18 protein-coding genes are annotated in these 22,923 nt (G+C 41.0%); 8 read left to right on the top strand and 10 right to left on the bottom strand.

Annotated elements, in window-relative coordinates; genetic code table 11:
* The first annotated feature begins 37 nt into the window (after positions 1 to 37).
* From OCK74_RS18855 to OCK74_RS18835, 5 genes are all read left to right on the top strand, one after another.
* Positions 38 to 2,215, top strand: coding sequence for a hypothetical protein (locus OCK74_RS18855; RefSeq protein WP_279298630.1), 2,178 nt, complete (start codon positions 38 to 40; stop codon positions 2,213 to 2,215).
* 119 nt (positions 2,216 to 2,334) lie between these two features.
* The gene (locus OCK74_RS18850; RefSeq protein ID WP_279298629.1) at positions 2,335 to 2,922 is read left to right on the top strand and encodes a hypothetical protein; all 588 of its coding nucleotides are present in this window, start codon (positions 2,335 to 2,337) and stop codon (positions 2,920 to 2,922) included.
* A gap of 114 nt (positions 2,923 to 3,036) precedes the next feature.
* Positions 3,037 to 3,642, top strand: coding sequence for a DUF3575 domain-containing protein (locus OCK74_RS18845; RefSeq protein ID WP_279298628.1), 606 nt, complete (start codon positions 3,037 to 3,039; stop codon positions 3,640 to 3,642).
* A 115-nt stretch (positions 3,643 to 3,757) separates the two neighbouring features.
* The gene (locus OCK74_RS18840) at positions 3,758 to 6,682 is read left to right on the top strand and encodes an exo-beta-1,4-galactosidase (protein ID WP_279298627.1); all 2,925 of its coding nucleotides are present in this window, start codon (positions 3,758 to 3,760) and stop codon (positions 6,680 to 6,682) included.
* A gap of 38 nt (positions 6,683 to 6,720) precedes the next feature.
* On the top strand, positions 6,721 to 6,894 hold the full coding sequence (locus OCK74_RS18835) for a hypothetical protein (protein WP_279298626.1): 174 nt from the start codon (positions 6,721 to 6,723) through the stop codon (positions 6,892 to 6,894).
* A 179-nt stretch (positions 6,895 to 7,073) separates the two neighbouring features.
* Here the strand turns inward: OCK74_RS18835 and OCK74_RS18830 are convergent, their stop codons facing one another.
* From OCK74_RS18830 to OCK74_RS18820, 3 genes are all read right to left on the bottom strand, one after another.
* Complete coding sequence (locus tag OCK74_RS18830) at positions 7,074 to 7,523, bottom strand: SRPBCC family protein (protein WP_279298625.1); 450 nt, start codon at positions 7,521 to 7,523, stop codon at positions 7,074 to 7,076.
* A gap of 245 nt (positions 7,524 to 7,768) precedes the next feature.
* Positions 7,769 to 10,579 (bottom strand): carboxypeptidase regulatory-like domain-containing protein, encoded by a 2,811-nt coding sequence (locus OCK74_RS18825; protein ID WP_279298624.1) that lies wholly within the window; start codon positions 10,577 to 10,579, stop codon positions 7,769 to 7,771.
* A gap of 2 nt (positions 10,580 to 10,581) precedes the next feature.
* Positions 10,582 to 11,823, bottom strand: coding sequence for a 6-bladed beta-propeller (locus tag OCK74_RS18820; protein WP_279298623.1), 1,242 nt, complete (start codon positions 11,821 to 11,823; stop codon positions 10,582 to 10,584).
* 939 nt (positions 11,824 to 12,762) lie between these two features.
* Between OCK74_RS18820 and OCK74_RS18815 the strand changes: the two genes are divergently transcribed.
* The 3 genes from OCK74_RS18815 (at position 12,763) to OCK74_RS18805 (ending at position 14,229) form a co-directional block, all read left to right on the top strand.
* The gene (locus tag OCK74_RS18815; protein WP_279298622.1) at positions 12,763 to 12,966 is read left to right on the top strand and encodes a DUF2382 domain-containing protein; all 204 of its coding nucleotides are present in this window, start codon (positions 12,763 to 12,765) and stop codon (positions 12,964 to 12,966) included.
* Positions 12,967 to 13,019: 53 nt separating this feature from the next.
* Complete coding sequence (locus OCK74_RS18810) at positions 13,020 to 13,694, top strand: hypothetical protein (RefSeq protein ID WP_279298621.1); 675 nt, start codon at positions 13,020 to 13,022, stop codon at positions 13,692 to 13,694.
* A gap of 115 nt (positions 13,695 to 13,809) precedes the next feature.
* On the top strand, positions 13,810 to 14,229 hold the full coding sequence (locus OCK74_RS18805) for a hypothetical protein (RefSeq protein WP_279298620.1): 420 nt from the start codon (positions 13,810 to 13,812) through the stop codon (positions 14,227 to 14,229).
* A gap of 292 nt (positions 14,230 to 14,521) precedes the next feature.
* Here OCK74_RS18805 and OCK74_RS18800 read toward each other — a convergent pair whose 3' ends face one another.
* From OCK74_RS18800 to OCK74_RS18770, 7 genes are all read right to left on the bottom strand, one after another.
* A complete protein-coding gene (locus OCK74_RS18800) occupies positions 14,522 to 15,811 on the bottom strand; it encodes a MutS-related protein (protein ID WP_279298619.1) in 1,290 nt (429 codons plus the stop codon).
* A gap of 73 nt (positions 15,812 to 15,884) precedes the next feature.
* A complete protein-coding gene (locus OCK74_RS18795) occupies positions 15,885 to 16,526 on the bottom strand; it encodes a hypothetical protein (protein ID WP_279298618.1) in 642 nt (213 codons plus the stop codon).
* A gap of 52 nt (positions 16,527 to 16,578) precedes the next feature.
* Positions 16,579 to 16,821, bottom strand: coding sequence for a hypothetical protein (locus OCK74_RS18790; protein ID WP_279298617.1), 243 nt, complete (start codon positions 16,819 to 16,821; stop codon positions 16,579 to 16,581).
* Between the two features lie 460 nt (positions 16,822 to 17,281).
* On the bottom strand, positions 17,282 to 18,142 hold the full coding sequence (locus OCK74_RS18785; protein WP_279298616.1) for an alpha/beta fold hydrolase: 861 nt from the start codon (positions 18,140 to 18,142) through the stop codon (positions 17,282 to 17,284).
* Between the two features lie 98 nt (positions 18,143 to 18,240).
* On the bottom strand, positions 18,241 to 18,981 hold the full coding sequence (locus tag OCK74_RS18780; protein ID WP_279298615.1) for a GLPGLI family protein: 741 nt from the start codon (positions 18,979 to 18,981) through the stop codon (positions 18,241 to 18,243).
* 54 nt (positions 18,982 to 19,035) lie between these two features.
* Positions 19,036 to 21,789: an outer membrane beta-barrel protein gene (locus OCK74_RS18775; RefSeq protein ID WP_279298614.1), complete on the bottom strand. Its 2,754-nt coding sequence runs from the start codon at positions 21,787 to 21,789 to the stop codon at positions 19,036 to 19,038.
* 89 nt (positions 21,790 to 21,878) lie between these two features.
* Complete coding sequence (locus tag OCK74_RS18770) at positions 21,879 to 22,217, bottom strand: hypothetical protein (RefSeq protein ID WP_279298613.1); 339 nt, start codon at positions 22,215 to 22,217, stop codon at positions 21,879 to 21,881.
* Positions 22,218 to 22,923: the final 706 nt, after the last annotated feature.

Below are 22,923 nucleotides of genomic sequence, written 5' to 3'. Positions count from 1 at the left end.
TTCACAATAAACCCATCCCTAAACAATCAAATAGATCATGCTCTCTTCTTTTGTAAAACAATCACGCTGGCGTAGTAGTGCAGTTGTGATTGCTTTAATTGCTAGCCTTTCCGCAACGCATCAATCTTCCGCTCAAACACGTATCGATCGTAAGGCATTGGTAGAGCGGCATAAAGTTGTGAATACCTCACCTGATACATTAGGTTCTCTTACTGTAGGCAACGGCAAGTTTGCCTTTACTGTAGATGTTACAGGTTTGCAAACCTTCCCGAAGGAATATCAAAAAGGTGTTCCGCTGGGTACCCAATCTGAATGGGGTTGGAACAGTTTTAAAGATACTATTGGCTATAAACGCGAAGAAGCTTTGCGTGCTTACAATCTGAATGGCCGGGATATTAAATACCTTGTACAAAATTCATCTGCTGGTGGTCGTGGTAAGCAGGCCGCTGATTGGTTTCGTGCAAACCCTCACCGCTTGCAGTTGGGTAATCTTGGATTTGAGATCCTGAAAAAAGATGGTACACCCGTATCCATTGATGACCTTCAAAACATTCACCAGGAGTTGAATCCCTGGACCGGGGAGATCCGAAGCCAGTTCAGTGTAGAAGGCACTCCAGTGGAAGTAATCACTTATGGTCATGGTACCGAAGATGCAGTTGCTGCTAAAGTGCAATCCCCGTTGATCAAAGAAGGACGATTGAAGGTACGCCTGCGCTTTCCTTACCCAACCGGAGAGTGGGCAGATTATGGTACGAATTATACTCATACCGACAAGCATACATCTTCTATTCAGGGCAGCAATGCTACAGGAGCCTCGGTAAGGCACCAGTTGCAAACTGCAGATTACTCAGCTCAGTTGAACTGGAAGACCAAAGCTACGATTGCTCAAAAAGCTCCACATGACTTTTTAATTACGCCTGATCAAAGCAGTACTGTTTTTGAATTTACCTGCCTGTTTAAACCACATGTTTTACAAAAGGCTGCTACTGTACTCACCTTTGAAAGCACCAAAGCCTCCAGTCAAAAAGAACTGTTGGCTTTTTGGACCAAAGGCGGTGCTATTGATTTCTCCGGCAGTACTGATCCCCGTGCAGCGGAACTGGAAAGAAGAATTGTTCTGTCGCAATACCTGATGAAGGTTCAGGAGGCAGGCTCTTATCCTCCACAGGAAACTGGTTTGACGTACAATAGCTGGTATGGCAAGGCGCACCTTGAAATGCCTTACTGGCACATCACACACTATCCATTGTGGGGAAGAACAGAATACCTGGAAAAAGTAATGAGCTGGTATGCTAAAGTAGCTCCCTTTGCCAAAGGCATAGCAGAGCGCCAGGGATTTGAAGGTATTCGCTGGCAAAAGGTGGTAGAGAATACAGGGGAGGAAGTGCCTTCTTCTGTCGGTGCGTTCCTGATCTGGCAGCAGCCGCACTATATCTACTTTGCAGAGTTGATCTACCGCAACAAAAAAGACAAGGCTACCTTGGATAAATACAAAGACCTGGTATTTGCGACAGCAGACTTCATGGCTTCTTTTGCTTATTACGACAAAGAAAAAGGGCGCTATATACTGGGTAAAGGCTTGATTCCTGCACAGGAGCGCTTTAAGGCAGAAGATACCTACAATCCTACTTACGAGCTGGTATACTGGCAGTGGGGCTTAGAGGCTGCACAGCAATGGCGTCAGCGCCTGGGCTTGCCCCGCAATAAAAAGTGGGATGAAGTACTGGCCAGGTTGTCTCCTTTGCCTAAACAGGATAGTGTATACCTGGCTGCTGAAAGTGCACCGGATTCATACACCAATCCTGAATACAAAACAGACCACCCAAGTGTATTTGGTGCTTACGGTATGCTGCCCAAAAGCAATTTGCTGGATACCGCCACCATGCGCCGCACTTTCGACTTGATCTGGAATACATGGACATGGCCGGATACCTGGGGCTGGGATTTCCCGATGACAGCCATGACTGCAACGAGGCTGGGTATGCCTGATAAAGCGATGGATGCATTATTTATGCCTATTAGAACCAATACTTACCTGAAGAACGGGCATAATTACCAGGACAACCGTTTGACGTTGTATATGCCTGGTAATGGTGGTTTATTGACAGCCATCGCCATGATGGTAGAAGGATATGATGGTTCTCCTACATTACCAGGAATACCAAAAGATGGAAAGTGGAAAGTGAAGTGGGAAGGATTGAAGAGGATGCCATAAACGATCCGAGCTACATAAAAAACTCCCGGGGGACTCAAATACCTCCGGGAGTTTTTATTTTATATTTTAATCATTCTTTGAACTAACTTAAATGTGCAAATGTTGAAACCATACATTACATGATTCCCCTCTGGTTAAAGATTGCTTATACGGCTTTTGTCGCTATACTGGTACCTATTTATGCAAAGAAATGGGGCTGGGGTAATTTTCTGTGGTTCTCAGATATCGCATTGATCTTAATGGTACCAGCACTATGGCTGGAAAGTCCATTGTTGGTAAGCATGATGACTGTAGGCGTTTTGATACCTGAAACATTCTGGAACATAAGCTTCTTTCTCAGGTTGCTTACAGGTGTTCGCTTTGGTGGTTTGACCGATTATATGTTTCATCCCGGTAAACCACTTTGGTTAAGGGTTCTTTCCCTATTCCATGTGTTTTTGCCTGTAATGATGGTTTGGATGATTGCAAAAGTGGGTTACGATCCTAATGCATTGTGGGCGCAAACCTTACTTGCCTGGATCGTATTGCTGCTGTGTTATTTTTTTACTGATCCAAAGGAAAATATCAACTGGGTGTATGGGCCTGGTAATGAGCCACAGAAGCGTTTGCATCCTTTAGTTTACCTGTCAATACTAATGGCCTTATTCCTAGTAGCTATATTCTTGCCAACGCACCTTATCTTCAGGTTTGTATTTGATCATGTATAATCAATGTATCTGTTACAAAGAGAAATAATTCAAGCAACAAATTGCACTCTTTGATGAATACTTTAGATATTGCACCTGCAATTCCAAACTTCTAAAACTAAAACACTACTGCTTATGAATGCAAGATTGATCTGCTTTTGTGTCCTTTTGATTTCATCATTCCAAAGCTTTTCCCAGGAAAATCAAAGTACAGAAGTTACCAATGTAACGAAAGCTAACTTTTTAAGTCCTGGTGTGAGTGTTGAACGGAAGGTGGGAAAGTTGCAAACCATCAGTCTGCAAGCATATATGAGCACATCGGCCTATTTCTTTTATTCAAGTTCGCTGGGAACTGATGCAGGAATCAGTTTTGACCCGGCACTTTCAGCCCAATACCGGTACTATTACAATGCAGCCAAAAGACAAGAGAAGGGAAAGCGAACCGAGATGAACAGTATGAACTATGTAGGCGCAGTTTGGGAAACCCTGTTTTCTAAAGATGCGGTGACAGATTCTGGAATCGAGCAGGAGAATAGAAGACCTGTCAATTCTATCGGAATTGTTTGGGGCTTACAGAGGAATTATCAAAAACGGTTTAGCCTGGATCTTAACCTGGGGGCTGGTTACATGTTTGCAAAGGAAACAGAATTCGACGAGGGCCGTTATATTACTTCCACAAAATCCATGATTACACCTTTAGGACAATTGAGCCTTGGCTTTTGGCTGAATAAAGGGAAGTAGACAATGCTCCAATCTGGTTTTTATGTATGATTCACATGTCGCTGACGTTATTTTCTTAGCTGGATTAAAAAGCAACCCGCAGTAACTTTACAGGCTGTTACTTTTTACCTCCGTTATGAAAATTAGATCATCACTGTTGCTGATTACCATTTGCGTCTTTTGTTTGTTGAATACCTATGCCCAGGAAATTTCATTAGCCGGATCATGGCGTTTTGCTATTGATAGGAATGACAAAGGCATTGAACAAAAATGGTTTACTAAAAAACTTTCTGACAATATTCAATTGCCCGGGTCTATGGCCCAGAATGGCAAGGGTGATGAGGTAACACTCACTACTAAATGGACGGGCAGCATTTATGATAGTTCTTTTTTCTTCCGGCCCAGCCTGGCAAAATACCGCCAGCCGGGAAATGTAAAGATCCCTTTCTGGCTCACTCCGGTAAAGCACTATGTAGGACCAGCATGGTATCAAAAGGAGGTAACCATTCCTGCAACCTGGAAGGGAAGACGCATTACGCTTTTCCTGGAAAGGGTGCACTTTCAGTCAAGGGTTTGGGTGGATGGTAAAGAAATGGGCAGTTACAATTCACTGGTATCTCCACATCAATTTGATCTGTCAATTGCATTGAGGCCCGGCAAACATATCATTACGCTACGCATAGATAACAGTATCAAAGATGCCAATGTTGGTCCTGACTCGCATAGTGTTTCCGATCATACCCAAGGGAACTGGAATGGAGTGATTGGTAAAATGCTGCTCACGGCTACGCCACAAGTATTTATTGAAGATGTTCAGGTATATCCTGATATACAAAACAAGTTGGCTAGGGTAAAACTGACAGTAGTCAACAACAGGCAAAAAGCATTGGTGCCTTTATATCTTTCAGCCAATAGTTTTAATTCATCAAAGAAGCATACGGTAACACCAGTATCTAAGACAATTGAATTGAAAGGGTATGGAACAACGGAGGTAGAGATGAGCCTGCCGATGGGTGAGCAAATGCTTACCTGGGATGAGTTCAATCCTGCACTCTATCGTCTTTCTGCACGTTTGATGCTGAAAGAAGGCAGCGGGAATGAAAAAGTGTTACAGTTCGGCATGAGAGCGATTAAAACAAATGGGACAAGAATAGAAGTGAATGGAAGGCCTGTATTCTTAAGGGGCACGGTCAACAACTGCGAGTTCCCGTTAACGGGTTATCCCCCTATGGATACCGCTTCGTGGGGCCGTATATTCAGAATAGCCAAAGCACACGGTCTTAACCACATGCGTTTTCACTCCTGGTGCCCTCCTGAAGCTACATTTATTGCTGCAGATCAATGGGGCTTTTACTTACAGCCTGAAGGACCCAGTTGGCCGAACCATGGCACTTCATTAGGCGATGGTCGATTCATTGATCAATATATTTTCGATGAGACAACACGTATGGCCAAAGCCTATGGCAATTATGCATCCTATTGCATGTTGGCTGCAGGTAATGAACCTGCCGGGAGAAACCAGGCTAAGTACCTGGCGGGTTTTATCAACTATTGGAAAGAAAAGGACAGCCGTCGTATATATACAGGTGCTTCTGTAGCTATGAGCTGGCCTCTGGTCCCCGAAAATGAATACATGATCAAGTCTGGTGCCCGTGGATTGGACTGGGTGAATAAAATGCCAGAATCCGTTTCTGATTACCGCACTGCCATTGAAAAGTTTAATGTGCCTTATGTGACCCATGAAATGGGACAATGGTGTGTCTTCCCCAACTTCAAGGAGATCAAAAAGTACACAGGTGTTTTTCGCGCGCGGAACTTCGAGCTGTTCCAGGAAGATCTGAAAGATCATGGTATGGCTGACCAGGCAGAGGATTTCCTGATGGCATCAGGTAAACTGCAAGCACTTTGTTACAAATATGAAATAGAAAAAGCATTGCGTACACCCGGACTGGCGGGATTTCAATTATTAGGTCTTCAGGACTTTCCTGGCCAGGGCACTGCATTAGTGGGTACTATTGATGCATTCTGGGATGACAAAGGTTATAGCACTGCCAAAGACTTCAGCCGTTTTTGTAATGCCGTAGTGCCGCTGGCACGTATTCCAAAGTTTGTATACAGCAATAAGGATACTTTTACGGCCGATCTCGAATTGTACAACTTCGGCGCAAACGAATTGAATAATGCTGTTTTCAACTGGCAGATAAAAGATGAAAAAGGCGTTATCATTGCCAGTAATCAGTCCTCACCCAGCAAGGTCGAACGAGGCACTAACAGCCAAATAGGTAAAATAAGTCTTCCCCTCTCCAGGTTCAATAAAGCAACCCAACTAAACTTAGAAGTCGCCCTAAAAGGAACCAATTATGCCAATGACTGGGACTTCTGGGTCTACCCAAACAAAACGAGCCTGCGCGCCGGCAGCTCCCCTTTAGGGGCCGGGGGTGAGGCTAGGGCTATCTATTACTGTACAGAGCTAGATTCTTCGGCCGAATCCGTCCTCCGCTCTGGCGGCAGCGTCTTTCTAAATGCTGCAGGTAAAGTAGTAAAGGGCAAGGAAGTATCCATGTACTTCACGCCCGTATTCTGGAATACATCCTGGTTCAAAATGCGTCCTCCACATGTAACGGGAATGTTGATACAGGAAAAGCACCCTGCGTTCAATGATTTCCCTACCAATTATTACAATACGCTTCAATGGTGGGAGATTGCCAATAAAGCCCAGGTGATGAATCTTGAAGATTTCCCCAAAGGATTTAAACCCATTGTGCAACCCATAGATACCTGGTTCATGAACCGTCGTTTAGCATTGCTCCTGGAAGCTAAGGTAGGTAATGGTAAATTGATGGTCTGCAGTGCTGACCTGGTTACGGATACCACCCATCGCATCGCTGCACGACAACTGTTCTATAGCATTGAGCAATATATGCGCTCGCCTGCTTTTAATCCAAAAGATGCAGTAGAATTATCTGTTGTTAAAGACATCTTCCAAACCCCATCCAAGGAGCGTTGGGATAGTTTTACCAAAGACAGCCCCGATGAATTGAAACCTAAAGCCAATCTTTGATCGATAGTTGGCAAATTCGTACTATAAAAATTACTTCCATGAAAAATAAGGAGAAATATTATAAACTTGATGATGTGGGTATTATTGGAAGTCAAGTGAAAACATCTGCTGCCGCTCAATTATATCATAAGAAAAAGACAGGTGAAGTTTTCAGGCAAGCCAGGGCTGCCGCAAACAGTAGACGAAAAATATCCTTAAAAAAAGTTCAATAAACAGGACCCGCTTTTAGCGGGTTTTTTGTTCTTCAAACATTTCTAAATGAATGAGCATTCCTCAGAGCTTCTTGCTTAATGATTCAGTAAGTTCCATGCCTCTGTATGGGCCCCGGCTTTCTGCAATCAATACAGCAAGATACTGGAAGGCCTATGTGCCTATGACTGCTATGAATGAATTAGGCATCTGGAATTTCTGGTTCGACTAACTTCGCCAACTTTTCTAAAGACTCTTGCCAACCGAGGTAGCACATTTCTACAGGTATCACTGAAGGAATGTTTTCCTGTAAAATTTTTATTTCAGTCCCAACCGAAACTTTTTTTAGCCAAACAGAGGTCGTCATTTCACCTGGTAGGTTAGGATCATCAAATTTATCCGTGTACTTTAAAAACTCATTGGGCTTGAGTTCGATATATTTTCCTCCAAATGAGTGGCCATTGCCAGTGGAAAAATTATGAAATGACATCCTGAAGGTACCTTCTACCTGCACATTCATTTCATGTACTGTACAAAGGAATCCATAAGGAGGTAACCAGGATGCGATAGCATTTGACTCTGTAAAAGCACGATAAACTTTTTCAGGTGATGTTTTAAGAACTCTATGAAGCGAGACACTGTTGTTTGACATAAAAATTTATTGAGTTAATTCCGGATCATTTGACTTTTCGATTTCATCCATTTTTAATGGATGCTTTATTAAGCATCATAAATTTAAATAATTTTCTTGTCAGATTGTCTCTGGCATTCTGATTGAAACTTGATCAGTTGTATTGCCTTCAACAGGTTTTAAAGCTTGCAGCAAAGCTGCTTGTTATGGGCAACCTGGCGATTCCAACTATGGCAAAAATTGCCCCATCACCCAATTCTCACTCCTCAATTCCCCCTCCTCTTAATCTCCATCTTCCCAAACTGCCTCGGATAATAAGAAAAAGTCAACAGGTAAAATTGCTGCAATCCATTGGTAATTCTTGTAGTGGTACCATAAGCATTCACGCTGTTGGTAATATTTTGATACTGCTTTAATATATCCATGGCAGAAAATTTCAATTCCCCCTGGTCCTTCATAAACCGGTAAGTAGCAAATGCATTCCATAGAATCCTTGGTTTATTCAGGTTGGAGTTCGAAACATGATCCGCCGTACTACTGAAGGCAAAATGAGCCGGGTAATTAAGCACCATTCCCATCTTGGTCGTACGACTGTTGTTGGTAAATGCCCTGAGCCCCTGGGCAGTTTGCCTGCTCTTGTTACGCTGAAAGTTTTGTCCCACATTTACAACAAGGATGGAACCAAGGTTATATTGCAACGTAAACTGGTTGGTTAAATTCCCGGTTTCACTGGTGTTATAGATTCCATCGATGTAATTGGGCAATTTTCCAGTGCCCAGCTGTCCGCTGTACATAAGTTGAAGACTATTATTCTTCAACTTCCTGGAAATATTAAAACCGTAATTCAGATTTAAGTTTTCACTTTTATCCCCATTGGTGTAGTAGTACATCCTTTTACCGGACAAATCATTGATGATGCTATCTGTAACCGGGTTGACGGATCGTCTAAAACCGCCATTGACGTAGCTGTTTATCGAATATGCCGATTTGGGGTACAGCGTATTAAAATTACCATTCATGCTAATGGAATGGTTCGTCCGGTTGCTTAATAGCGGGTTACCGATCCTTGTCTCATAAACATTGATATCATCAACGATGGTGTATAAATGGTCCACTGAAGGGTATTCAAAGTTTTTAGTGTAGCCGGCATTCATGTTATACTGGTATTTTTCCCGTTTAGTACGCTGGTAGTCGATCCTCCCCTCATACCTTGGAAACTGAAAGGAGCGGTCCAGGTTTCTTTTGGCAAACGAGGACAGGTTTTTATCTGTTTTCATCTCGTCCAAAAATGTAACCTGCATGCCCAGGTACCGATCGTATGTTTCAGCGTATTTGGAAAAACTCTTTGCCATCGCTAGGGTAGGGGTATATTCAAATACTTCCCTTTCATTGCGGTTAGAAAGATTCCCATTGGCGATATATCCCTTTGTTGTACTGTCATAGTCGCCTACTAGGTTATTGTCTATATTCCGCGCATAATTGATAGATTGTGTAAAATTGAGATCAACGCCAAACAGATTATACCTTCCCAATAGCAGCCTTTTAAAGCCCGGGTAGTACAGCATTCCACCCAGGTTAAGAGACTGATTGTTCGCGGCATAGTGACGGTTGTTAGCAGTGCTTTTGCTCATATCAGTAAAGGAGTGGAATGTACTACGCACCTCTCTTTCCGATTCAGTATGACCACGCCTGGCATTGAACTGGATATTGAAACTTTTTAAAATGTCTTCAGAATTTGACCTGGAAAAATTCACATTCATCGACTCATTGTCCGATCTACGGCTGTTCTGCGTGTTTGTATTGTTTGTACTTTGTAGGCGGTTAGCTGTATCTCTTACTTCTGTAGACTGTGTGGAACTGCCTTTTTCGTTCGAGTTGCTTATAGTACCATTCACATTCAGGTTATCGTTATAACTATTGGTCTTTACGTATCTGATGCCAATGTCATGATTGTCCTGGCGGTTATTTGTTTTGCCCTCATCGCGGATAAACTGTGGGTTATCGATCGCAGATCTGTTCTGCATACCCACATCAGTTAGATAAGCATCGGTTCCTGATTTAGTGTAATTGATGCTTATCCGGTTGTTTTGCCTGCTGTTGGACGATTGATTAAAACTATGCGAATAAACGCCTCCAATGGAATGGTTCTTATTGATGCCGTTTGTTCCAAACCTGCCTACATTGTATAAATTGGGATTACTATTTCTGAAGGTGTTATTCCGGAACATTTCCTGCAGGCTGCCAAAGTTTTTATTGATATTATTGAATCCTCCGCCTATGCCGGCGAAGTTTTTCTTGTTATACATCTGGAAAGAAAGATCAGATTCAAAACGGTCTGTGGTGCCATAACCGGCCCCCGCCTTGCCGAAGTATCCTTTTCTGCTGTTTTCCTTAAGCTTAATGTTCATGGTCAACAGCGAATCCTGGGGCTTGTTTTGCTGGTTTATATTGTTTCTGTCGTATTCCTGGTAAAGTTGGATTTTATCGATCGCTGTCCTGGGAAGATTTTGTGTGGCCACACGAGGATCTGTTGATCCCATGAACGGCTTCCCATCTACCAGCAGGCTTTGTACTTTTTTGCCATTGGCAGTTATGGTGCCATCAGACCAGATGGTAATGCCGGGAACCTGGTTCAAAAGCTCCTCTGCTACCGCGTTTTCCTTCAATTTAAATGCTGCTGGGTTGATCTCCAGGGTATCACCGTTCATCTTGATGGGAATGATAGCTTTCACCACCACCGCATTGGTGTCATTATTGTTCAGCGATAAAAAAACAGCAAGTGTATCTGTCTTGCCTGCATCCAGTTGTATCGGTCTATGGTATGCGGTGTATCCTGTGTAGGTAATATGGACCACCAGTTTCTGACGCACAGGCAGTTTTTCGATGGTGAACTTTCCGTCTTTGTCAGACAATTTATAGGTAATCAGGCTGGAGTCAGGTCCCAATACACTTACTGTTGCCAGCTCCAAAGGCACCTTGGCTTCAACATCCATCACCGTACCCGTTACCTTGCCTGTCTGGCAAAAAGCCGTAGCGCACCAGCCCTGTAAGAAAATAAAAAAGAAAATATGCTTCACCGCTAGTTTTTAAGTTTGAATTCAACAATGATGGGAGTAGTTGCGGGCGGATTGCTCTTTAAAAAGTCTTCCAGCTCTTTGGGAACCGCCACATTTTTATTTTGCTCGAAAAATGCAATAAGATCGCCTGCCTTTTGCGATTTGTATAACCTGTCACCTTTTCTTAAGATGTTAAAATCTGCCAGTAGCTGCAAATTATACTGGCTGCTGTCCGGCCTGATGTTCTTTGTTTTATAGGTAACATTGGTTTGCTTTATATAGATATAAGAATCATAGTTGTTGAGATAGCCTACATTAAAATGAATGAAGCTTGGCGTTTCATAGAAGCTATAAAACTGGCGTAGCATCCATCCGTTGTTCTGCTTAAAATTTTCCCGTTCGGTTCTATTCTTAAATGGCTTGGTAAAAAATGACAGGGGCAGGCTGTTTTCCAAAGGCAGTACTACATGGTACAGGGGAAATAGGCTGTCCTTTACCATCTTGTAAATGGTATCGCAATAAGGGCGGGTTATATAATGAATATTGGGGTTATCTGTTGCCGTGACAGAAACACTTTCATTGGCATATAAAAACCTGGTTTCATCGATATGGTTGTACGGGAAAAATCCTTTTACCAATTGGTTATTTCGGTAAATCTTGAACTCGTAATCAAGACTGTCTTTATACACCGAACTGGTAAAGATTTGTCCCTGCCAGTAATGATCATCGTCAAACTGGTAAGCGCGTATAATGTCGTTTTGATTGGGAATAGCTTTTTTAAAAGCAAACGATGTATCTTTTAGATCAATCGTATATTTTTTAAAATACTTTTTATTACGCGGGTTATTCCAATCCAGCATTATTTTAACCCCGTCTTTTGTCGAAAGCGCATAATTTTTATTATATCCAAAAAACACGATCTGGTTAGTATGCTCATTGTAAGACGGGTAAAATCCGTTCCCGAGCTTTTTGTAGCTTATTTTATTGATAAAGCTTCCGTTTCTGGCATACACAAAAATGGTTTTACCCAAATGATCCGTGATCAGGAAGTATTTTTCGGTGATTTGAATATTGTTATAAGTCCCTACTTGAATGCCCTCTTTTATTTCCAGGGGGATAAATCGAATAGAATCTACAAATTGCGATTGCTTTCCGTTACCAGCCACTTTAGGATGGAGATAAATTTTTTGTAGTTGTGAATGGGCTATAGTTGAAATAAGTAAGCAGCAAAGTAAAAGTGTACGGTAAAATAGATAATTTCTCATCTTACGAAGAGTTGGTAAATTTTAAAGTGCCGTTATCAGCTGGCATTACACTACATCAGTTGATAATGGCTATGGTCAAAATAGAAATGTTAAACGGGAGAGGCGTCCTACTCTTGAATGAGGACCAGGCTTTTCAGTAACAAAAATTCAACGGCCATTTCTGTACTAAAAACCCCGACTCTGCGATTAATTACATAAGAATATAGGAATCCAAGGTCATTAAAGGAGTAGTAATAACCTTGTTTATTTGATCTGTCTAAAGTATCAAGAACTTCTTTTTCTATAAGCATAGTTTGATGGCTGCTTTACAATTTTGTCTAACGTTTTATAAACCGCTCATTTATAACCCTAATTCATCAGTCTTGATGTCAAACTAATGAATTAGCTTTTTCATTTACTGTACTTTTATTTTTCTTTTTTGATCATGGAACTTGTAACCATGATTATTGTTGTAAAGCAGCTTTTTTATTACCATGTTCTGGATAATTAAAGCTAGCTTTCTTAATGTTGTACTGATGGCAGATGTACTTCCTTTGGGCACTTTATGGCTAAGCAGGATAAGCACTAAGCAATACGTTGATCGCACTTTCAAAGTAAAACTTTCACTCACAAGTGCACGTAAATGTAACTTGCTTTTTTTGTTGAAAACCCAAGATTAGGTTGGACAATCGATTGCGCAACTTTTTCAATCCAACAACCGCAGCACAACAACCAGTTGCACCGCATCCACATTATAGTTCTCGATCTGCCGGATCCCCGTAAAAGGTTCCCGCCGCCTACTGGTCCATATCACAATTCTATAATAAGGTAAATGCTAATTTTATTAGCAAAGCTAAGGGGTCTTCTGTAAGTAGAGTATATGGTTATGAGTATATCATTTTATGATATCTTCTCATCTGTATTCATTAGAGGCACAGTATTGGTTAGATAAGGCTTACTATGGAAAGTAAGCAACAAAATCCTCAACTCATTGTTCCTGTTATAGAAGAGATTGTTGTGGTGGCAAAAAAATACAAGGTAAAGGAGGAAGTGCATTTGGTGAAACATACCACAGAAACGCCTTTCATGCAGCAGGTGACCCTGCGCAAAGAAGACGTCCAGGTGGAGCGGATCAAACCCGATGGCGAAAAAAAGAAATTATAATCAAATAGCTAACCTATAGATGTTAATCATTTAAAAACCTGAAAAAAACAATCATGGCAAAAACAGTGTTAGGCTTCTTTGATGACGCATCCGATGCTCAAAGAGCCGTTGAGAGATTACAGAGTGCAGGAATTTCCAGGCAGTATGTGGATGTTTCCAGAGGAGATGCCGGTACAACGAACGTAAGTCACGACCGGGAGGAAGAAAGTGGTATTACTCGTTTTTTCAAATCACTTTTTGGAGGTGACAGTGACGATGCAGACCGCTACAGCAAAGTAGGCAGGAACAGTACCATCGTTACGGTGCATGCCCTGACAGATGAAGAGGCGGAAAGGGCGGCTGATTTATTGGATGACTGTGGCGCTATTGATGTAGACGAGCGGTCAGCTCAATATGGTTATACTTCTGCGAGCAGCAGTCCTGACAGTTCCTTAAATAGAGATTCGGACACGGAAGAGAGAACCATACCCAACATCCGGGAAAATATTGAAGTAGGTAAAAGAGAAGTGGAAAGAGGGGGCGTACGTGTACGAAGCCGTATCGTAGAACGTCCTGTAGAAGAAAGTGTCCGCTTACGTGAGGAGCACGAGGAGACCATCAGGGATACGGTGCGTAGCACAGATATCGATATCAATAAAGTGGACCGCACTGATCATAAAGATCGAACAGACTCCAGAGAAGACCGTGAGGACCGGGATAATACCAATACCCGTTACAAAGGGCTATAACATCAATTTTCAATTAATAAAGGCAGTCATTACCGACTGCCTTTATTAGCTCAACCTCGTTGGCAAGAAAATTGAGACATTGATAAATATAACTTCAATATAAAAAGTGGAAATTATGGAAACAGTTTATAATACTGAGCACAAGGAAGGCAAGGTGGCCATAGCAATTGAAGAACAAACCGCTAAATTACCTTCAGATTACTTTTTATGGGCAGCATTAGGATGTATGGCAGCATCCCTGACCTTACAAATATTAGGGCGAAAAAAAACAAGCTTGTTCATTGGTCAATGGCCCGCGCCCTTTTTACTTCTTGGAATTTATAACAAGTTGGTAAAACAAGAAGGAAGCGGCGGCCGCAATCAAGGTGGCAACCGCGGCAGTCAGGGTGGAAGCAAAAGTAACACCTCCCAGAGAGGCCTGGCTTCTGCGGATAAAGAAACCAAAGAAAATGTATCAAGAGAAGGAGGAAAAGCCTCTCAGGGCGGTGGACGCAGTAGTGAAAGCGGAAATAGAGGAGGAGGTCGAAATTCATAGCTTCTGCAATCTGAAAAAACGCCTGGAAATCTCCAGGCGTTTCTATTGACGGGTCCAGAAGGAAACCATCCATGCACATATAATTGTGTTTTTTTGATGGTTTACAAGCTGAAACTTCAATGCCTTTGCTATTCCTATCCAAATCTATTTCACTCCTCAAAAATGACCGGAGCATTATTCATACAGTAGAAGAAACATTGAAACAAATTCTTAAGTAGCTCTCAATACAGTATCCAACATAAATATGCAAATCTTTTCTGCAAACACCGCAGGTAACCACCTTTACCAGCACTTACACCCATTGATCACGATTATCCAACATTTCATTCAGTCCTTCTTTCTCAAATAGTATTCGTCCGACCCTCAAGTCTGACCACCCCCTTTGCAACAAGTAGGTAAATTCAGGTATTTGATCCCTCAAACCACAATCAATATAATAGGTCGCCACCATTTCAGTTTTCACTTCAGCCATCTCTTTCAATTGATGTAAATGAGTAGAAATGAAAAAGAATGAGTTTTTAAAGCCCAGCAGCCCCTTTACAGTTGTGCCACTTATTTCAACAGCATCTTCAATATTTGTTCCTCTAAACAATTCGTCAAACACGGCAAAACACTTTTTACCATTGACAGCCTGCATCACCACTTTCTTCAAATTCATAACTTCCGTCATGAAATGGCTATAACCACTTACGATATCATCATTCAGATTAATGGATATTGAAATACAATCGAAAATGGGCATTTCAGCTTTTGATGCAGGCACTCCTAATCCTAAATGCCCCAGGTAGACACATAGCCCTACAGCCTTTAGGAAAGTAGATTTCCCCGACATATTAGGCCCTGTAAGCAAATTCACATTGTTACTGGTCGTAAAACTGTTTTTGACAGGCTCCTTTAGTAAGGGGTGATATAACTGTTCAAATGAAAGAGCTGTCTCAGAAAACGTAGGGAAAGAAAATTCATGCTTGGCTATGGCTTTGCTTATGGAGAGGTATGCTTCAAATAAAAAATATCGTTTCCAAAACGATGTAAGCTCCCCTCTGCTTGCTTTCTCTGAAATGATACCGATTAATTCCATTACATGCTTAATCTTAAATCTTTGCTCCCTGATCAATTCTTCATAATAAACAAGATTGAAGCTGCTTAGAAAGTCATTGATGCTTAAAATTTCTCTTTTATAGCCTTCAGGAAAATGTTTTGTGTCTATCCTTTTCAGGTAATATAACTGCAGTTTATGAAAGAGCAATACAACTTGAATATACCTGCCCATAGTTTGGTGCCGCTCTCTTTCTGAAAGTAAAAGTCTGAGTTTGAGACCTCTGATAGAAGTCTCTATTGCGGAGTAGTTGCCGAGAAAGGTATAAACTTCAAAAAGGTCTACCCTTGAATAAGAATAATCTTTTAAGAAATCCAGATTAGCTATAAAGCCTTTCAGCACTTCTTGCCGGTACAGGATTTCTTCTGTTGAAGAAAGTGGTTCTTTAAATATGCTGACTAAAGCCTCTTTTGAAAAGTCATTGTGCGTGAAGTCAAACAACGGCAATACTTCCTGAAGAATATGTAAATCATTTATATTGGTCATTCAATGTCTTCTTTATATTTTGTAGCCGGCCATGGCAAGAGCACCCGTATCAGAAGCTTTACTTTTCAAGTAATTAAACCTGTTGCAATACAATATCATCAGTTGTCTCACTATTATTTGTAAACAAGGCATTAATTCTTGGCTGAATCAGCCAGATTCCAACAGGAAAGAATAGTATAAGGAAAAACTCCATTGAGTAGTCACTAAATGTCGCTTTACGTCCTAACTCAACACTCTTTAATGCCTTCGCAGTAAAATGAACACAATAGAAGGTGCAGACTAAAGCACCAAGTTGTAAAAGGCTCAGGAGCAATGCTAATATGAATATGAAGCCAAGATTGCTCTGAATGAACTTAGTTGATATGGGAACTGTCTCAAGTAGCCTCTCTCCAGTTCCATAAAACATGACAAGGCCTAATACTGTGGTATAAATAATCAAGACATACACAATTGGTATGAACAAAAACAGCTTGAATCTTGCAAGGTTCATCTCCACATTTTCTGGAAATCTATTATAGAGGTTTGTGGCCGCCGCATAAAACCAGGAGGTTACTATGCCTAATAACAAAAAGATTAGAACACCATAAGAAACCAGGACCACGGTAGGGTTATTTGTAAATAGAAAGAAACTAATTGATATTTTTTGGTACAAAATAGGCAAACCAATCAATAGAAGGAATATTTGCCAATGCTTCAGTTGCAATAGTTTGGTCATATAGTTATGTTTGTTCAATGTTAAATATATCACGCAGCTGTTAGTGGCTGCTTCAGTTTTTCAGACAGGCCTTGTATGGATAGTGATTAAAACGGACAAGTACAAAACTGTCCAACCCTAACTTTCTTGCATAAGTTGCATAACTGCTATCAGCATTGGTAGTTTTAACATGACCATAGCCGTACCCAAGCTCTTTGGAAGCTCCATTTGCAGCGGAAAGTTTGATTACTTTGGTTGTGGAACAAGCAGCAAGAATGATAAGTACAAAAAGGCAAACAAATAGTTTTAATTGCATGGCTTTGGATTTTGCCTTTTATTAATAGAAATTAAGACTCTTAAATATGGGATAAGAAAAATAAGGTCAAACGGAAGGCCATTGGGTATTATTAATTCCTTTAATAGAAGTGGTTCTAATAAAAAAAACAAAGAAATGACTATCCCAACAAGTGCATCTATGATCCCTACTTTTAAAGACCAATATTTATCTTTCAAAAAGCCGTAAACTATAATCGACTTAACCAAATATATTATCAATATAAATACGCCTAAAAGAGAGACCGGTTCTGCTCTTAAACCATAAATGGAAATAGTCGGATGCCACCCTAGTAAATTGTAAACTGCTAATGATAAAACCACGAGCAGCATAATAAGAAAATAAATAGAAAAGACCTTTATCCATAAATGGAGTGTATTCCACAACTCTGAATCATTAAATGCGAGCTTATTCCATTTCATAATTGAAGAGATCAAAATAATTAGCTATGCCTTACCTTTTTGATAAACTCATTGCATTTCTTAAAAAACTCTTCCGTATGCGTATACCAGGGATCATGGCAGGCATCTTTAATAGGGTAAACCTCCAAATTAGAAAGCATTCCAATAAATTGTTTTGCGGCATCTTGATGCCCCGTGCAATTTCCTGTACCTTGGAAAATTAAAACTGGTTCCTGTATCTTTCTCAAGTCATTTAGTTTTGGTGCATCAATTAAACTTGCTTCTGTAAACCTCCTATTAAAGCTATGTACTTCAAGAGTTTTATTTAAATCAGTATAACTTGAAGTATCTGAATATGTACGATATCGAATAAAGGACATGAAAGTTGTAGAATCGTTATCTCTTTCAGGATTAATATTGCTAGGTTTATATACAGAACAATCTCTTGTAGTCATGTTTTGACCTCTCCATGTAACCGTTCCAGAGAGAATCATTGCTTTCACATCATCTGGGTAAGTATAGGCATAAAGAAATGCAAGCATAGAGCCCCAGGAAGAACCCGCCAGGATTACTCTTTTGCCTTTTGAAAAAGCATTAATCACTCTTTTTAAATCCTCCACGTGCTCCCGCCAACTATAGCAGGCAGCTTTTTGGCTTTTCCCACATCCCCTCTGGTCATAATAGACAACCTGTGCAGCTTTACTAAGTTGATCCCACTCCGGTCGTAAATAATTGTGTGCTGCACTTGGTCCACCATGTAAAACAATCACAACCTCTTTTTTGTTGCCAATCTTCCAGTAGGCTAATTCGGGCGAACCTTTAATAAAGCCATCCTGTCCCCATGCAAAAGCAGCATACATGATTAGGAGGCAGCAGATAAAAAGTCCTTTGGGTACTCGCATTAACAGTTATTGAATCAAAGTATTAATAATTTTATCAATCTTTTTTGAATATAGGCGTGATTGAAATTCCAATTACAAGGGTCAGGTTATTCCTATTCTCAAATCGCAAAGTTCAGCAGCATTTTCTTGCCATAATCGCCCCATCTGTTGGCAACTTTGTTGATAGCCTCCATCATCGTTTTATAAGTAGCCTTCTTTCCTTTGGCTGCTGGCACCACACTGTTCATGTTCACACCACTTACTTCTACCTTGGTCGCAAACCATGTTGTATGCAGGCGGGGGATCCCCATTCCTAGTATCATGCCAGGTAGCCCTTGAATACTTTCCGGCCCTCCTGGGATCAAAATATTATCTGTATAAAATGCAAATACACCTATACTGTCATTGAGAATGCCTACAGCCTTCCTGCATTCAAATCCTGCAATCTCCCGCGTATCGGCAGTTATTTTCCATTTGATTTTGGCAAGACTGTCTTCTACAAGAAATGTCTCCTCATATACAGGTTTCTGTGCCACCACCCGATCACCTTTATAATCTGAATAAACAACATTTTTATCGGCAATTGGACTATACCAGGAACGTGTACTCACAGGAACTTCCCTGCCAGGTTTGAAAATCGATTTGGAAGAATCTCCTATGAAGTCAAAATAACTGGTCGAAGTTGCAGGAAGATTGGCTTTATAATTGTCAAAGTATTCTGGTACTAACTCTTTATACATCTGTTGAACATAAACGGTCTTTTCAAATTCCACTTTTATGGTATTATAGAAAAGTGTTTGTGCGTGTATCAATGAATGGATAAGAAATATAGCTATTAAAAGGAAAAATGATCTTTTCATAAATGTTGTTGTTTAAGTAAGTTAGATAATGGCCTATCAATATTTCAAGTATTACTATTTTCCTGTTGGCATTTTATTGAACGACCATTCAAACTTCAATAGGAAATAACGGCTTACACGCTGGTACCGGTCTTCACGCACAGTGTTTTCGCTAAAGTAACGGTTAAAGCCTTTATTTTGGTTCAGGATATCGTTAGCCACAAAGATGAACTTTCCGCTTTTATCCTTAAATATCTTTCTGGAGAGGTTACCATTCCATGTAATAATATTGGGATTACTGTCAAAAGCATCAATCTTCTGGCGAAGGTTGGCGTAGACATTACTGGTTAGTTCGATCTTACCCGGAAGCATTACATAGCCATCGGCAGAGCCTCCATAATTAAAATAGTTGTTGTCAACCTGGCGCAAAGAAGAGCGGGAAGTGTTATAGCCTGCGTGTGGGCCCATACTGAAATTGAATTTGTCTTTTACCTCATAGCGAATGCTATAACGCAAATTATAGTAGGCCCTGTCGTTGATGCCTTTTTCCTTGTTCACGAAACTGATATTGCGGCCACCATTGGCATCAAAACCAATTTCGTGAATCAGTTTCTTTTCTCCTTGCCCATAATGCCAATAGCTATATACATTCCAGAAATTGTTGCCATTTACATTTACTGGGGTGTATGTTCTTCTACCCGATGCATCAATGATGCTGGCATTGGAAATATCGTTTTGTGTAAATCCGTATGAGCCATTAATATAAAAGCTCGTACCGGTAAGTACCTTATAGCTTGAATAAGAACTGCTAAACCTGTGGTTGAAGCCCACCTTCAGGTCAGGGTTTCCGATAAAGACATTGGTCTGGTCATTATTATCACGCAAAGGTTGCAACTGGTTCATATTGGGCTGGCGGGTGGTACCCCTGTAGTCCACTGAAAACCGTGATTGCTGTTTTAACTGGTAGTTATAGGAAGCCTGTGGCGTAAAATTCAGGAAGTGGTAAGTCGTCTTTTTGTCTTTATACTGGTCATCGAGGTTTAGCTGGAGGGCAGACAATCCAGACCCGAGTGCGAACCTTGTCTTTTTACCAACATACCTTAATACTCCCATCGTGCTTTGTGAAGAGACATCAAGGTTGAAATTATTACTGTATAAAGAGTCGAGGATCTCGTACTTGCTATTGCCGGCATCGTTGTAGGAGGCTTGGTTGGAGGCTGAATTGTTGTTGTTGTAACTATAGTCTACCACCAGGTTCAGTTTAGGAGTGAGCGGCTCACTGAAAGTGATCTTGGTGCCGATGGTGCGTGAGCTGCCTGTAAATAGCTTTTTCTGGTCGGTAATACTGTCAGCCAGGAAATTGCCAGCGGCATCGTATTTGCTGAATACTGAATTTAGTGTGCCTTTGTTGTCGTCTTCTACCAGTCCGAAGCGTAATGTCATAAAGAGTTGCCTGTTTTTCTTTTTGAACAGTTGCTTGTAAGTAAGCTGGTTGTCCAGTTGTTTGCGCTCTGTTTCATTCTCCCTTCCCTGGTTGTTCTGGTTGAGATACTGGTGATTTTCGTTCTGCGTATAGCTATTGGTGTGGTTGAATCCTTGGGATGTTTTGTAGATACCGGCAGTGGTGAATTTGAAGGATGCCAGGGAGTCAAGCTTCCATTCGTATTTGCCATTGATGGCGTGCTGCTGGTTAAGGCCATTGGATTGTACATAATCGTTCTTATATAACAATCCACTAGAAAGGATGGTCTGCGTAAGCGTGGAAGCCTGGTTCCTTGTGGAGAGGCGGTTGTACCTGTAAGAACCATTGACGCCATATTTGTCTTCGTTCCACTTGTTGCTGAATAAGGCTCCTGCTGTATAAGAATCGGGCAGGCCACGCAAACTCCAGTCGTTGAAGTCATCACCACTGCCTATGCTGTAATAATAGCCGTTGACTTCGTCATATTCAAAATCACTTTCTATGCCAAGCTTTTGATTTTCTTCCCAGTTCAAACTTCCTGTATTAAGAGTACTTTTTGTTCCATATACAGAAACCTTCTTTTTACCTACGAATCGGTTGTACAAGGCCTTGCCATCATGGTATTTTTGAAAGTCGCTTCCGACATTAATCTTACCAAAAGCGCCCTTCTTACTATTTTCTTTCAGCTTGATGTTTACCGTCTTGCTTTGGCTGTTGCCTCCCAACCCGGTAAGATTTTCCTGATCTGTCTTTGTATCAAATACCTGCACTTTGTCTACAGCCTTGGCTGAGATATTCTGAGTAGCCATCGTAGGATCATCACCAAAGAATTCCTCCCCATCTACCAATACCTTTTGCACCCGCTGTCCATGAGCCGTGATCTGGCCTTTACTGTCTACCTGGAAGCCTGGGAACTCTTTCAGAAGATCTTCCACCGTAGCACCTTCTTTTACATGAAAGCTATCAGCTGTAAATTCTGTAGTATCGCCCTTAATGCGGATGGCACGGCCACTTTGTATCACCACTTCTTTTAAAAGCGTAGCTTTTTGGGTAAGCGCAATAGCGCCCATATCCACCGCCTGTCCTTGCACATTCACCACCTCAACATAATCGGCAAACTTTGGGAAAGTGACCATAACAATGTACTGGCCTTTTGCAATATGGGGCAGGCTAAAGCTGCCATCTTTACCGCTTCGGGTATAATTCGATAAAGTAGAATCTTTTTTATGAAGCAAGGAAATAACGGCATTAGATAAAGGCGCTTTTCCCAAGGTATCCACTACCTTACCTTTCAATTGGGATTCCTGTTGTGCAGATGCATGATTGAGGCATATAATAAACAAGAAAAACAAGAGCAGCTTATTCATATTTCATTTACAGTTAGTGGTATAAAATTATAACTTAAGCATTACCGTTATATAGCAGGTAACAGCTTCTTATTACAATTAACCTGGGGTTAACTTTTGCTTGTATTGAGTTCGCTTAATACATCTCGACAAACCGCTTCAATATTTTCCTTTGATATACTAGCATTATAGAATTGTTTGATTCTACCATCTTTCCCAATGAGAATACTTGTTGGAAATCCCGAGCCTTGATTTGGTTTGTGGCATTCCAGCTCTGGTATTGAGTAGGATTTAAATTTTAATTGATATTTCTTTCTTGTTTCGCTGATTACTTCCGGCGAATCAAGCCTGGCTTTTCTGGCAGCACTGTCAACCGCTACACTTTGACTGTTCGATTGTAAAAACATGAATAGCAGGGCGAAAACAAAGTAGTATTTATAACGCATCATGGCAGTTTTTTAAGAAGTCTTCCATATAGACGTTACTTCCACGCGTATTTTGTGCTAATGTGTAAATTGTTACACCCACAATAAATAAAGCAGTTAGTATGGGTTTATTCAAGTATGTATGGAGCATCGAAAAATTAAGTTATCGTCAGAGCATCATAATATCTTCTAGAACATCATTCCAGCCTTAAAAGGCTAAAGATGAACTTTAGGCCAGCAACAAACCACATCAATTTTGACAATTGCTGATGCTATTTTTGCCTTGATTAACATGAATGCATATTCGAAGCACGACATTGCGAGGTGGAGCTGTCTAAAGATGAATAGTACTAACGGACCATGCATAAATAACTCCGATATCCCTTTATTCGACATTCGTCATTTCCATGTCATTCCCAACATACTCCCAGGATAGTACATGAAAATGACATTTCTTTAATTCACTATGCCCACCACTGCCAGCCAGACCAACTTATCATCCACATGACTGCATGGATAGCAGGTACCTATTCCTATACTCCTTACATCAGCAGCGTACAAGCAAACACAAGAAACCCCACATAGCCAGATAAACAAGTCCGTTTTATGTGTTGCCAGGTTAGCACTATAACAGAGCCCATGCAAATTGGGTAACAAAGAATGCTCATCAGAAAAAAGATAATAATAGCATCTTTTAGACCTTATTAAAATTCTCATAACTAAATGAGCT

Origin of the sequence: Paraflavisolibacter caeni (assembly GCF_025628885.1) — a bacterium.
Lineage (GTDB): Bacteria > Bacteroidota > Bacteroidia > Chitinophagales > Chitinophagaceae > Flavisolibacter > Flavisolibacter caeni.
Note: the sequence above shows the minus strand (reverse complement) of the source record. Positions and strands in the feature narration are given on the sequence as shown.